The organism is Streptomyces sp. KL116D, from assembly GCF_030766975.1.
GTDB classification, from domain to species: domain Bacteria; phylum Actinomycetota; class Actinomycetes; order Streptomycetales; family Streptomycetaceae; genus Streptomyces; species Streptomyces longispororuber_A.
Window position 1 is genome coordinate 1 of sequence record NZ_JASERH010000010.1, and the last position, 13006, is coordinate 13006.

The 13006-nt window shown below is 72.7% G+C and carries 13 protein-coding genes; 10 read left to right on the plus strand and 3 right to left on the minus strand.

The genetic code is table 11. The annotated features are described in order from the left end of the window. Window positions 1-130 precede the first annotated feature (130 nt). Complete coding sequence (locus RBJ77_RS03295; protein ID WP_372343604.1) at window positions 131-310, plus strand: type II toxin-antitoxin system Phd/YefM family antitoxin; 180 nt, start codon at window positions 131-133, stop codon at window positions 308-310. A 52-nt stretch (window positions 311-362) separates the two neighbouring features. Here RBJ77_RS03295 and RBJ77_RS03300 read toward each other — a convergent pair whose 3' ends face one another. After that, window positions 363-1769, minus strand: a complete 1407-nt coding sequence (locus RBJ77_RS03300) for a hypothetical protein (protein ID WP_372343605.1) — start codon at window positions 1767-1769, stop codon at window positions 363-365. Window positions 1770-1902: 133 nt separating this feature from the next. After that, complete coding sequence (locus RBJ77_RS03305) at window positions 1903-3213, minus strand: glycosyltransferase family 4 protein (protein WP_372343606.1); 1311 nt, start codon at window positions 3211-3213, stop codon at window positions 1903-1905. Window positions 3214-3389: 176 nt separating this feature from the next. Between RBJ77_RS03305 and RBJ77_RS03310 the strand changes: the two genes are divergently transcribed. From RBJ77_RS03310 to RBJ77_RS03325, 4 genes are all read left to right on the plus strand, one after another. Further along, the gene (locus RBJ77_RS03310; RefSeq protein ID WP_372343607.1) at window positions 3390-4133 is read left to right on the plus strand and encodes a response regulator transcription factor; all 744 of its coding nucleotides are present in this window, start codon (window positions 3390-3392) and stop codon (window positions 4131-4133) included. Between the two features lies 1 nt (window position 4134). After that, window positions 4135-5604 carry an ATP-binding protein gene (locus RBJ77_RS03315; protein WP_372343608.1) on the plus strand — a complete coding sequence of 490 codons (1470 nt, stop codon included), beginning with the start codon at window positions 4135-4137 and terminating at the stop codon, window positions 5602-5604. 107 nt (window positions 5605-5711) lie between these two features. Then, window positions 5712-6578 carry an LLM class flavin-dependent oxidoreductase gene (locus RBJ77_RS03320; RefSeq protein ID WP_372343609.1) on the plus strand — a complete coding sequence of 289 codons (867 nt, stop codon included), beginning with the start codon at window positions 5712-5714 and terminating at the stop codon, window positions 6576-6578. 57 nt (window positions 6579-6635) lie between these two features. Then, the gene (locus RBJ77_RS03325) at window positions 6636-7331 is read left to right on the plus strand and encodes a leucine-rich repeat domain-containing protein (protein WP_372343610.1); all 696 of its coding nucleotides are present in this window, start codon (window positions 6636-6638) and stop codon (window positions 7329-7331) included. Here the strand turns inward: RBJ77_RS03325 and RBJ77_RS03330 are convergent. Next, a complete protein-coding gene (locus RBJ77_RS03330; protein ID WP_372343611.1) occupies window positions 7310-7888 on the minus strand; it encodes a hypothetical protein in 579 nt (192 codons plus the stop codon). The two genes, RBJ77_RS03325 and RBJ77_RS03330, sit on opposite strands and share 22 nt — an antisense overlap. Before the next feature lie 227 nt (window positions 7889-8115). Here RBJ77_RS03330 and hemL point away from each other — a divergent pair, with 227 nt between their 5' ends. The 5 genes from hemL to RBJ77_RS03355 all read left to right on the plus strand — a co-directional run bounded on the left by hemL (window position 8116) and on the right by RBJ77_RS03355 (window position 13003). After that, a complete protein-coding gene (gene hemL / locus RBJ77_RS03335; protein WP_372343612.1) occupies window positions 8116-9441 on the plus strand; it encodes a glutamate-1-semialdehyde 2,1-aminomutase in 1326 nt (441 codons plus the stop codon). Next, window positions 9438-10127 carry a histidine phosphatase family protein gene (locus RBJ77_RS03340; RefSeq protein WP_255975118.1) on the plus strand — a complete coding sequence of 230 codons (690 nt, stop codon included), beginning with the start codon at window positions 9438-9440 and terminating at the stop codon, window positions 10125-10127. The genes hemL and RBJ77_RS03340 overlap by 4 nt, the downstream gene beginning before the upstream one ends. 161 nt (window positions 10128-10288) lie before the next feature. Continuing rightward, window positions 10289-11533, plus strand: a complete 1245-nt coding sequence (locus RBJ77_RS03345) for a hypothetical protein (protein WP_372343613.1) — start codon at window positions 10289-10291, stop codon at window positions 11531-11533. 66 nt (window positions 11534-11599) lie between these two features. Beyond that, window positions 11600-12220, plus strand: coding sequence for a TlpA disulfide reductase family protein (locus RBJ77_RS03350; protein WP_255975116.1), 621 nt, complete (start codon window positions 11600-11602; stop codon window positions 12218-12220). Between the two features lie 6 nt (window positions 12221-12226). Then, on the plus strand, window positions 12227-13003 hold the full coding sequence (locus RBJ77_RS03355; RefSeq protein ID WP_255975115.1) for a cytochrome c biogenesis protein CcdA: 777 nt from the start codon (window positions 12227-12229) through the stop codon (window positions 13001-13003). Window positions 13004-13006: the final 3 nt, after the last annotated feature.

Consider the following 13006-nt stretch of genomic DNA (forward strand, 5'->3'; position numbering starts at 1 on the left):
GTGCCGTTCGAGCAGCGGCTGGCGGCGTTGCGGGCCGAGTGACCTGGGCACACCTACTCATCAGACCGGTACGGAATTCCGTACCGGTCTGATAGGGGTTTCCGTACGGTTGAGTGAGAGGAAGTGCGACATGGCCCTGACCGGCAGCGAGGCGTCGGACGAGGACTACGACGCCTGGCAGGAGACCATCTACCTCCTGCGCTCCCCGGCCAATGCGCGCCGCCTCATGGAGGCCGTCGCGCGCGACCGTGAGGGCCGCAGCGCGGTTACCAAGACGGTGACGAACTGCGGAACGACGACAAAGAGGTGAAGATCCTCAAGGCCCGGTACCGCTACACCGACTGACCGGCCCACCGCCCGGTTCAGGGACCCAGCGGCCGCAGCCGGTACGGGACCGGGGCCTTCCACGCCGTCCAGCCGGACGTGTGCGGGAGTTCGTACGGGGTCCAGTCGCGGGCGTAGGCCGGCGGGCGGTGGCCCGGTTCGGTGAGGAGTGCCGTGGGGATGCGGGCGGCCTGGCGGAGGAGGGCGGCGCGGGTCGTGGACGTGTTGTTGCCCTTGGTCTGGGCCGAGGCGCAGCCCGCCGCGTAGGCGATGGGCAGGGCGCGCGGGCCGGTCACCAGGCAGGGCGGGGTCACGCCCATCGTGCGCAGGCCCCGCGCGGCGGCGACGTACCGGGCGTCGGTCGCCGCGGTCGAGGCGACCTGGCGGTGCAGCACCGCGTACTGGGAGGCCAGTTGGAGCGCGGCGACGGTGACCGCGGCGACCGCCAGGGGCCTGGGTTGTCGCAGCCGGCGCAGCAGCACCGCCACCGGGAGCGACAGCAGCGCGTACGTCGGCAGCAGGAACCGGGGCGCCGAGTAGCCGATGAGCAGCAGGTACGGGACGCTCAGCGCCGCCGCGCACGCCAGCGGGACGAGGCCGGGGGCGGCCCGGCGGTCGCGGACCGCGACGTATCCGGCCGCCGCCGCGAGCAGCGGCAGCGCGAGCCACCACAGGGCGAGTCCCGGCTGGAACGGGGCGCCCGCCGTGCAGGGGCGGCACAGCAGCGGGCCGTTCACGGCGCGCCAGGCCGTGCCCAGGTTCAGGTGCAGGCCCATGTCGCCCTCGGTGGCGCTCGACACGCGCAGCCGTTCGGTGACGCCGCCCCAGCGGACGTACGCCTCCACGACCCACTGGGCGAGCCCGGCGGCCAGGCCCGCCGCGAGGTACGGCAGGGTGCGCCGCCGGTCCCGTACGGCCAGGGCGTACACGGCGAGCGGCAGCACCAGCCACACCGCGTCCGGCGCCCGGAACAGCGCCACCACCGCGACGCACAGGGCGAGCTGCCACCGGCCGCCGCGCAGGAACCAGCCCACGGCGCCGACCGCGCCCAGCGCCACCCACAGGTTGGGCATCGCCATCGGACCGGACAGGACCGTGATCCACAGGCTCGCGAAGAGCAGCGCGGCGAGCGCCGTCGTCCGCGTCCCGACCAGCGGCCGCCAGAGGCGGAACGCCCCGTACAGCGCGGCCGACGACAGCACGGCGAGGCCGATCCGCAGCGCGGTCGTGGAGTCCGTCACCGCGACGAACGGCGCGGTCAGCAGGCTCGTGCCGCGGGAGCGCGGCGCGCTGAAGAAGGCGGCCGGCTCGCGCGGGTCGTACTGCGACACGTACACGGCCTCGTCCCAGCCGAGGCCGTGCCCCAACCGGGTGACGACGAGCGTGAGTTGGGCCAGGCAGTAGAGCGCCGCGACGGTGGCGAGCCAGCGGTCGCCGGGCGGCACGGTGGCGGGGCGGAAGGCGGCCCGCCACCGACTGGATCGGTCCGCCTCCCGCCCCGTGTCGGCCCGCTGCCACCGGGACCCGGGGGCCGGAGGTCCTGGTGGGGCGGGCGGTCCTGGGGGCGCCGCGCCGGCGTCAGGAATGCCGGGGCCGTGCGGTGCCGCGGGAAGGGGTAGAGCGTCGCCGGTCATCGGGTGTCCCCCCTGGTCGGCCCGGCCACGCAGCGCGTGCCGAACGGACCTTTCTGCGTGCCCAGTTGGCGGCCCGGGCACGGAACCGTTGCCATGTACGACGGCGTCGCGAGGCGCGGAGTTGGGTGAAGAGCGAGCCATAGTGCGCGACGATCGGCTCCGGGTCGTAGCGGTGCGCCGACGCCAGGGCCGCCGCGGCCATCGACCTGCGGCCCGGCCCGTCCTCGATCAGGTCGACCATCGCCTCGGCCAGGGCGCGCGCGTCACCGACCGGTACGAGACGCCCGTCGACGCCGTCCGTGATGATCTCGGCGGGCCCCAGCGGCGCGTCCGTACTGATCACCGGCACCCCGCAGCGCATCGCCTCCACCAGCGTCATCCCGAAGGACTCCGCGTCCGAGGCGCTCACCACGAGCGAGGCCCGGCCGAACTCCGGCTCGATCGGCGACACCGCGCCCATGAGGCGGGCCCGCCCGGTCAGCCCGAGGCCGCTGACCAGATCCCGCAGTCGCTGCTCCTGCGCCCCGCCGCCGTAGATCCGCAGTTCCCAGTCCGGTTCCTTCACGGAGACCGCGGCGAACGCCTCCAGGAGCAGGTCGTAGCGCTTGCCGGGGGCGAGCCGCCCCGCCGCCGCGATGATCTTCGACGTGCCGTCCGACGGCGGCACCGCCGACGGCGGCACGATGTTCGGCACGGCCAGCACCCGCACCCCCGGCAGCGGCATCCGCGCCCGGTACACGGCCGCGTCGGCCTCCGTCATCGTGACGACCGCGTCGAGCGACCGGTAGTGCCGGGCGAGGACGGTGCGCAGCTTCTTGCCGTGCGCGTCGTGCCGCAGGTGCTCCTGGGCGATCCGCAGCGCCCGCCGCGGCCCCCACAGCGCCAGGTAGACGTTGAGTCCCGGCCGGGTGCCGACGACGACGTCCGCGTCGCAGCGCTCCGTCAGGTAGGCGCGGGCCCGCTGGTCGTGCAGCAGCGTGTACTGCTTGTACCGCTTCTCGGCGGCCGGGAAGTCCCGGGCGGGCCTCCCGAACGCGGGCTGCCGGGTGTCCGGGCTGCCGTCCCGCGTGTCCACCAGCGGCACGAGCGCGACGCGCGGGTCGACGGCGAACCGGGGGCTCTCCCGGTGCCGCGACATCGACACGACCTCCACCTCGTGGCCGCCGTGCTCGGCGAGCGCGGCGGCCAGGTTGAGGGTGGTGCGCACCGTGCCGCCGATGGCGTACGCGTTGTGCAGCAGGAACACGATCTTCATGCGTTGTGCCTTCCCCGGCGGGCTCCCCGGTGCGGTCCCCGAGACGCCACGGGCGGCGCTCGGTGTCCCTCGATGTACCTGATGTACGGCGCCAGCGTGCTTGTGGCAGGTAAGCCGCGCTTCCGCGCCGGGTGAGAGGCGGGTAAGAAGCCCTTTGGCGGACGCCCGATCAGGGGATGCGCACAGATGGCGGGGGCACACTGGGCAGCGTGCCGACACCCGCTCCCGCCCCGACCGTGCTGCTCGCCGAGGACGACCGCGCCATCCGCAACGCCCTGGCGCGGGCGCTGACCCTGGAGGGCTACGTCGTGACGGCCGTCGCCGACGGCGTCGAGGCGCTCGCGTCGGCGCACCGCTCCCGCCCCGACGTCCTCGTCCTCGACGTGATGATGCCGGGCATCGACGGCCTCCAGGTCTGCCGGGTGCTGCGCGCCGAGGGCGACCGCACGCCGATCCTGATGCTCACCGCGCTCGTGGAGACCCCGGACCGGATCGCGGGCCTGGACGCGGGCGCCGACGACTACGTGGTGAAACCGTTCGACGTCGAGGAGGTCTTCGCCCGCCTGCGCGCCCTGCTGCGCCGCACCGCACCGGCCGACCGCCCCGAGGAATCCGATGCGCAGGGCGTCACCGCCGCCGACCTGCGCATCGACCCGGCCGCCCGCCGGGCCTGGCGCGGCACCCGGGAGCTGGGGCTCACCCGCACCGAGTTCGACCTCCTGGAACTGCTGGCCCGCAACAGCGGCATCGTCCTCGACCACGCCACGATCTACGACCGCATCTGGGGCTACGACTTCGGCCCGGGCTCGAAGAACCTGGCGGTCTACGTCGGCTACCTGCGGAGGAAGGTCGACGAGCCGCACGGCGTACCGCTCATCCACACGGTCCGGGGCGTCGGCTACGTCCTGAGGGAGGGCTGAGGTGCGCCCCTTCAGAGGGGCGGGCGACCCCCCTCGACCGGCGGCCGCGGGACCGAGACGCACGCCCCGGAGCCTGCGCACCAAGCTCGCCGTGTCGTTCGCGGCGGTGGCCGCGGGGGTCACCGCCCTCGTGGGCTTCCTCTCCTACGACTCGGCGGCCCGGCTGGTCCGCGTCGACCAGCAGGCCGTCTTCGGCGAGGTCGTCCACGACCTGCGCACCCAGGTCCGCCAGCAGATGCTGTCCCCGGACGACTTCACCTCGGGCGACCCCGACCACGACGGCCCCCGCGACGACCTGACCCGCCCGGCCGGCACCGACGTGCAGGTCCTCGGCCCCGGCGGCCGGATCGTCGACAAGGGCAGCCCCCGGCTCCCGGTCGACGCGGCGGCGGTCGGGACCGCCGACGCGCGGGCCGCGGGCGTCCTCGCCGAGGACGACGACGTGGAGATCGACGGCGACGAGTACCGGATGGCCACCGTGTCGCTCGGCGACGGGCGCGGCGCGGTGCAGGTCGCGCAGGAGTTCAGCGACACCGAGGACCTGCTGCGGGAGCTGCAGCAGCGGACGCTGCTGTTCGCCGGGGCGGTGGTCGTCGCGGCGGGCCTGTTCGGCTGGTGGCTGGCCCGCCGGATCACCTCGCGGCTCGTCCGGCTCGCCGAGACCGCGGAGGACGTCGCCTCGACCGGCCGGCTCGACGTCGCGGTGCCGGTGGAGGGCGGCGACGAGGTCGGCAGCCTGGGCCGGTCCTTCGACCGGATGCTGGGCCGCCTCGCCCGCTCGACGGAGGACCAGCGCCGGCTCGTCCAGGACGCGGGCCACGAACTCCGTACGCCGCTGACCTCGCTGCGCACGAACATCTCCCTGCTGCGCCGGATCGAGGAGCTGCCGCCCGCGGCCCGCGAGGAACTCGTCGCCGATCTCGCCGACGAGTCCCGCGAACTCACCGACCTGGTCAACGAGCTGGTGCACCTGGCGGCGGGCCGGGAGAGCGACGAGGCGGTCGTCGAGGTCGTCCTCGCCGAGACCGCCGAGGACGTCGCCACGGCGGCCAGGCGCCGCACGGGCCGCACCGTCACCGTCCGCACCGAGGGCGACACGACGATCGCGGGCCGCCCCGCGCAGCTCCAGCGCGCCCTGTCCAACCTGGTGGAGAACGCCGCCAAGTTCGACGTCGACGGCCGGCACCCCATCGAGATCGCCGTCACCCGGGTGACGAGCGGCGGCGTCCGCGTGGAGGTCCTCGACCGCGGTCCCGGCATCGTCGAGGAGGACCTGGACCGCGTCTTCGACCGCTTCTACCGGGCGCCCGCCGCCCGCAGCCTGCCCGGCTCGGGCCTCGGTCTGTCCATCGTGCGGGAGGTCGCGGCGGCGCACGACGGGGTGCCGTTCGCGGCGCGGCGGGCCGGCGGGGGAGCGGTGATCGGGTTCACGGTACGGGGCGCCCGGCGGCCCGCGCCCGGCGGTGGCTGACGGGAGCCCTGTGCACGACGGGAGCCTTGGGCTCGACGGGAATCTTGGGCTTGACGGGAGCCGTCAATCCGGTGGCCGTCCCGCCCGGCCCGGGCCACGATGCCGTCATGCGCTTCTCGATCAACATCCCGAACTTCGGTGACTTCGCCGACGCCCACACCGTCGCCCGCACCGCGGTCGCGGCCGAACAGGCGGGCTGGGACGGCCTGTTGGTGTGGGACCACGTCGTCCACGACAAGCAGGTGCAGCGGGGCAAGCCGTTCGCCGACCCGTGGCTGCTGCTCACCGCGGCGGCCCTCGCCACGTCCCGGCTCCGCGTCGGTCCCCTGGTCGCCGCCGTGCCCCGGTACCGGCCCGAGCAACTCGCCCGCCAGGTCGCCACGTTGGACGCGCTCAGCGGTGGCCGGGTGGTCTTCGGGGCGGGGCTCGGCGGGCCCGCCGACGACGAGTACGGCAGCTTCGGCGACACCGTCGACCGGACCGTGCACGCCGAACGCCTCGACGAGGGACTTGAGTTGCTCACCCGCTACTGGGCCGGCGAGACCGTCGACCACGACGGCGCCCACTACCGCGTGCACCGGACCCAGTTGCTGCCGGCCACCGTGCAGCAGCCCCGGCCGCCCGTCTGGATCGGCGGCTTCTGGCCGAACCGCCGCCCGATGCGCCGCGCGGCCCGCTGGGACGGCGCGGCCCCGCTGTTCGCCGACGCGCTGCACGGCGTCCCGCCGCGCCCCGACCAGCTGGCGGACGTCGTCGCGTACGTGCGCAAGCACCGCGAAGTCACCGACGCGCCCTTCGAGTTCGTCGTCGGCGGACTCACCCCCGCCGACCGGTCGGGGGCCCTCGACGTCGTCGGCCCGCTCGCCGACGCGGGCGCCACCTGGTGGGACGAACGACAGCTCCAGACCGGCGGGTTCATCGATTCGTACGAGGCCGTGCTCAGGCGCGTCGAAGCGGGTCCGCCGCGGCTGTGATCCCGCTACTGTGCCGCCATGGGTGGGGATGATCAGCGGCCGGAGCCGCCTGCGCGCGTGTACGGCAACCGTTTCGCCGGGGAGGGGCCGAGCGCCGTCGACCGGTGCGACTGCTTCGCGCGGCCCGGCCGCCCCGTGGAGCTGCACACCGACCGGCAGGACACCTCGGCCCCCGGCTGGCGGCGCCTCCTCGACCTGGTCGAGGAGGCGGCGGCCGACGGCCGCGAGGTGTTCCGCCCGCTCACCGAGCTCGCCCCGGACGAGCGCCGCCGGATCGTCACGCTGCCGCCGACGATCGCGAAGCTCACCGAGGTCAGGCACTTCCTGCTGTACGGCAGCAACCTGGTGCGGATCCCGCCGGAGATCGGCGCCATGACCAGCCTGGAGCAGTTCGACCCGTACACCTCCTACCGGCTGCACTGGTTCCCGTACGAGATCACGCGCTGCGCCGGGCTGCGCGACAGCACGGTCAGCACCCGGGCCCTGTACGGCAACGTCAAGTACCGCCCGCCGTTCCCGCGGCTGTCCCGGCAGCCGCAGCCGGTGCCCGCCGGGCGGCGCTGCAGCGTCTGCGACACGGAGCTCGCCGACGGGCGGGCGCTGTGGGGGTGGGTGTCACGGCAGGTGGCCACGGACGTGCTGCCGCTGCTCGTGCAGGCCTGCTCGGCCGCGTGCCTGGACGAGGTGCCGGGGCCCGTGCACCTCGGCGGTCCGGTGGACCCGGAGACCGGTCAGGGCCAGACCAGGCAGTAGGCCTGGTGCCCGGCGTCGTGCAGCCGGTGGCTGAAGTCCTGCCATTCGTGCAGGAGTTGGTACACGTTGAACGCGTCGCGGGGGCCGCCGCGGTCCGGGACCGTCGACCAGATGAACGCCGCCGCACCCACCGACTCCTCACCGACGCCGCGCAGCGGGTCGACGACCGTCATGGGGAGTTTGACCACCGCGTAGTCGGGGTGGAGGACGACCAGTTCCAGCGGGGGGACCTTGTGCAGGGGTATGCCCTCTATGCCGGTGAGGACCATCGCGGCCATCGTCTCCGGCTTGATCTTGGTGAACATGCCGCCCATGCCCAGCTCGTCACCGCCGAGCTCCTCGGGACGCATGGAGATCGGGACGCGGGCCGCCGTCGCGCCGTCGGGCGCGCCGAAGTATTTGTACGTCACCCCCACCCGGCCACCATTCCCGCTCGCGCTCCCGCTTCCGCTCCCCGCCGCCATGCCGCGGTCGTCGCGCCGGTGCTTCCCCCGCCGGGCACGCCGGGGGCCCAGGTCGTCGGTCCCCTCACCCAGTCCGCCGCCACCGCGATGCATATCTCCACCCGACTGCTGTTCCAGGGCGCCACGCCCTTTTCTAGGCCGCGCGACCGCCGACGCGCAACCCGATCATCGTGTCAGTGACCTCCCCCACGGTCACTCGCCGAAACGTCGGGACGGAACAACTGCGCGAGTGCCGGCCCACGGGGTTCTGATACGCAGAGTCTAGGGCGCCGCGGGTCCGCGCGGAGGGGGCCGAGTGGACGGGCCGTACGCTGAGAGGCATGGCAGAGGCGAACAACACTCCCTATCCCTATGAGGCACCCGTTTCGCAGGGGCTCTTCGACCGTGCGTCCGTGGTCACTCCCGGTGGCGTGAACTCCCCGGTGCGCGCGTTCCGCGCCGTCGGCGGTACGCCCCGGTTCATGGTGTCCGGTACCGGTCCGTACCTGACGGACGCCGACGGACGCGAGTACGTCGACCTCGTCTGCTCGTGGGGGCCGATGATCCTCGGCCATTCCCACCCGGAGGTCATCGCGGCCGTGCAGGCGGCCGTCGCGCGCGGTACGTCCTTCGGCACGCCGGGTGAGGGTGAGGTCGCGCTCGCCGAGGAGATCGTCGACCGGATCGCGCCGGTCGAGCAGGTCCGCCTCGTGTCGAGCGGCACCGAGGCGACCATGTCCGCGATCCGGCTGGCCCGCGGCTTCACCGGCCGCGCCAAGGTGATCAAGTTCGCCGGCTGCTACCACGGGCACGTCGACGCGCTGCTGGCCGCCGCCGGCTCCGGCGTCGCCACGTTCGGCCTGCCGGACACCCCGGGCGTCACCGGCGCGCAGGCCGGCGACACGATCGTCCTGCCGTACAACGACATCGAGGCCGTGCGGGCCGCGTTCGCCGCGCACCCCGGCGAGATCGCCTGCGTCATCACGGAGGCCTCGCCCGGCAACATGGGCGTCGTGCCGCCCCGCGACGGCTTCAACGCCGGCCTGAAGGCGGTCTGCCAGGAGAACGGCGCGCTGTACATCTCCGACGAGGTGATGACCGGATTCCGTACGTCGAAGGCCGGCTGGTTCGGCGTCGACGGCGTCGTCCCCGACCTGATGACCTTCGGCAAGGTCATGGGCGGCGGCTTCCCGGCCGCGGCCTTCGGCGGCCGCGCCGACGTGATGGCGCACCTCGCCCCGGCCGGTCCCGTCTACCAGGCGGGCACCCTGTCCGGTAACCCGATCGCGACCGCCGCCGGCCTCGCCCAGCTGCGGCTGCTCGGCGACGCCGAGTACGGAGTCGTCGACGCGGTCAGCGAGCAGCTGCGCGGCCTCGTCACCGAGGCGCTCAGCAAGGAGGGCGTCGCGCACCGCGTGCAGAACGCCTCCAACATGTTCTCCGTGTTCTTCACCGAGGACGAGGTGAAGGACTACGACGACGCCAAGGCGCAGGAGTCGTTCCGCTTCACCCCGTTCTTCCACTCGATGCTGGCCCAGGGCGTCTACCTGCCGCCGTCGGCCTTCGAGTCCTGGTTCGTCTCGACCGCCCACGACGAGCGGGCGGTCGAGCGCATCGCCGCCGCGCTCCCGGCTGCCGCGCGCGCGGCTGCGGAGGCCACGGCATGAGCGTCAAGAGCAACGACGACATCACCGTCGTCCACCTCATGCGCCACGGCGAGGTGCACAACCCGGAGGGGATCCTGTACGGGCGGCTGCCCGACTACCACCTCTCCGACCTCGGCCGGCGGATGGCCGACCGGGTCGCCGAGCACCTGTCCTCGCGCGACGTCACGCACGTCGTCGCCTCCCCGCTGGAGCGGGCGCAGGAGACGGCGACGCCGATCGCCAAGGCGCACGGCCTCGACCTGGACTCGGACCCGCGGCTGATCGAGGCGGGGAACGTGTTCCAGGGCAAGACCTTCGGCGTCGGCGACGGCGCGCTGAAGAACCCGGAGAACTGGAAGCACCTCGTCAACCCGTTCAAGCCGTCGTGGGGCGAGCCCTACATCGACCAGGTCGTCCGGATGATGGGCGCGCTGGACGCGGCGAAGGACGCGGCGCGCGGGCACGAGGCGGTCTGCGTCAGCCACCAGCTGCCGATCTGGATCGTGCGCAGCTACGTGGAGAAGCGGCGCCTGTGGCACGACCCGCGCAAGCGGCAGTGCACGCTCGCCTCGCTGACGACGTTCACGTACCGGGGTGACAAGATCGTGTCCGTCGGCTACACCGAGCCGGCCCGCGACCTCGTCCCCGCCCACCTGCTGGCCGGCGCCAAGCCCGTGAAGGGCAAGGACAAGGCGTTCGGCGCCTGACGGCGCGGACTGCGCGCGGGCCGCCGTCAACCGGTGGTCCGCGCGCTTCCCCCACCAAAACACCGCAAATACGTCCGACTTATCGGAACCTGCGTGTTTGTCGCGCCCTCTAACTGTGTGCCCGTCATGAATGGGTGCACGGCGCGACGAATGGGGACGGTATGCGCGATGTCAGTCGCAGGGGACTAATCGGAATCGGTGCGGGTACGGCCGCGGCCCTGGCCCTGGCCGGCTGCGGATCGGGCACCGGCGAACCCCCGACCGTCACGCCCGGCCGGCAGGGCCACCCCGGTCCGCCCAGGAAGCCGGCGGACCGACCCATCGGTGACGGCTCGACGTCGTACACCGGCCGGCAGCCGCACCAGCCCGCCGCGCCCGAGCGGCTCGAACCGGGCCAGAAGCCACCGCAGTTCGTGATCTTCTCCTGGGACGGCGCGGGCGAGGTGGGCAACGGACTGTTCCCGCGCTTCCTCAAGCTCGCCGAGGACCACGGCGCGCACATGACCTTCTTCCTCTCGGGCCTGTATCTGCTCCCGGAGTCGAAGAAGCGCCTCTACCGCCCGCCGAACAACGCGGTGGGCGCCTCCGACATCGGCTACCTCACCGACGCCCACATCAAGGAGACGCTGAAGTACGTCCGCCGGGCGTGGCTCGACGGGCACGAGATCGGCACGCACTTCAACGGCCACTTCTGCGCGGGCACCGGCACCGTCGCCAACTGGACGCCCGCGCAGTGGCGCAGCGAGATCGACCAGGCCACCTCCTTCGTCAAGGAGTGGCGGACGAACACCGGCTGGCACGACCTGCCGGCGCTGCCCTTCGACTACGACAAGGAACTCGTCGGCGGCCGTACGCCCTGTCTGCTCGGCCAGGGCAACCTGCTGCCGACCGCCCGCGAGCTCGGCTGGCGCTACGACGCGTCCTCGCCCGGCGGCCGCCAGCGCTGGCCCGACAAGCGGCAGGGCGTGTGGGACCTGCCGCTCCAGGCGGTCCCGTTCCCCGGGCGCAGCTTCGAGGTCCTGTCGATGGACTACAACATGCTGGCGAACCAGTCGCTGAACACCACGCGTGCGCCGTCCTACAACTATCCGGGCTGGCGCAAGCAGTCCGCCCAGGCGTACATCTCCGGGTTCCAGCGGGCGTACGAGACGAACCGGGCGCCGTTCTTCATCGGCAACCACTTCGAGGAGTGGAACGGCGGCATCTACATGGACGCCGTCGAGGAGGCGCTGAAGCACATCGCGGGGACCGCCGAGAAGCACGGGGACGTGCGGCTCGTCTCGTTCCGCCAGTTCGTCGACTGGCTGGACGCGCAGGACCCCGAAGTCCTGGACAAAATGCGCACATTGGACGTCGGCCAGCGGCCCGCGCAGGGCTGGGAGAAGTTCCTCGCAAACCCCTCCTGAAGTGGCCTTTTCCCGCCACGAGGGGGGTGCGGAAGATCCCCTAAACAGACATGCGAAACTTTTCACATGAGTGCCGCCTGCCGCGCCCCCCGCACTGCCGCGACCACGCGCCGCGCCGCCAAGCTGACCGTAGGAGCCGCCGTCGCGGCCCTCGCGCTGACGGCGTGCAGCTCGGGCGGCACCTCGGGGGGCGGCAACAACACGAACTTCGTGACGAACTCCGGAGGCATCTCCACCGTCAAGCAGGGCGACCGCCACGACGCGCCTGTGCTGGCCGGAAAGGACCTCAGCGGCAAGGCCCTGAGCACCGCGGACTACAAGGGCAAGGTCCTCGTGGTCAACGTCTGGGGCTCCTGGTGCGCACCCTGCCGGGCCGAGGCGAAGTACTTCGCGAAGGTCTCCGAGCAGACCAAGGACCAGGACGTCCAGTTCATCGGGATCAACACCCGTGACCCGCAGTCCGACCAGGCCATCGCCTTCGAGAAGGACTACGGCGTCACCTACCCGAGCTTCTACGACCCCTCGGGCAAGCTGCTCCTCAAGTTCGACAAGGGCACGCTCAACCCGCAGGGCATCCCCAACACCCTGGTCATCGACCGCGACGGAAAGATCGCCGCGCGCTCGCTGCAGGCGCTCAACGACAAGAAGCTGCGCGAGATGATCGACCCCGTCATCGCGGAAAAGTGATCGGCGGTGTCCCCCACACTCGTCGCGCTCGCCGCTGAGGACGGTCTCAACCACACCGTCTCCAGCGGTGCCCTGCTGCTCGCCGTCCCGGTCGCCGTCCTCGGCGGCCTGGTCTCCTTCTTCTCGCCCTGCGTGCTGCCGCTCGTCCCCGGCTACCTGTCCTACGTGACCGGGGTCAGCGGCACCGACCTGGTCGAGGCCCGGCGGGGACGGATGGCGGCCGGCGCCGGCCTCTTCGTCCTCGGCTTCACCGCCGTGTTCGTCTCCGGCGGCGCCCTCTTCGGCTACTTCGGCTCGACGCTCCAGGAGTACCAGGACGTCCTGACCAAGGTCCTCGGCGTCCTCATGATCCTCATGGGGATCTTCTTCATGGGCTTCATGCCGTGGATGACGCAGCGCGAATTCCGCTTCCACAAGCGGCCGGTGACCGGCCTGGTGGGAGCCCCGGTCCTCGGCGCCCTGTTCGGCATCGGCTGGACCCCGTGCATCGGCCCCACGCTCGCCTCCGTCAACACCCTCGCGTTCCAGGAGGGCAGCGCGGGCCGCGGCGCCATACTGATGGTCGCGTACTGCATCGGACTCGGCGTGCCCTTCGTGCTCGCCGCGATCGCCTTCCGCAAGGCGCTCGGCGCCTTCGGCTGGGTGAAGAAGCACTACGCCTGGGTGATGCGGATCGGCGGCATCATGATGATCCTGACCGGCGTCCTGCTGCTCACCGGGGTCTGGGACAGCCTCGTGCAGCAGATGCAGACCTGGTCCAACGGCTTCACGGTGGGAATCTGATCC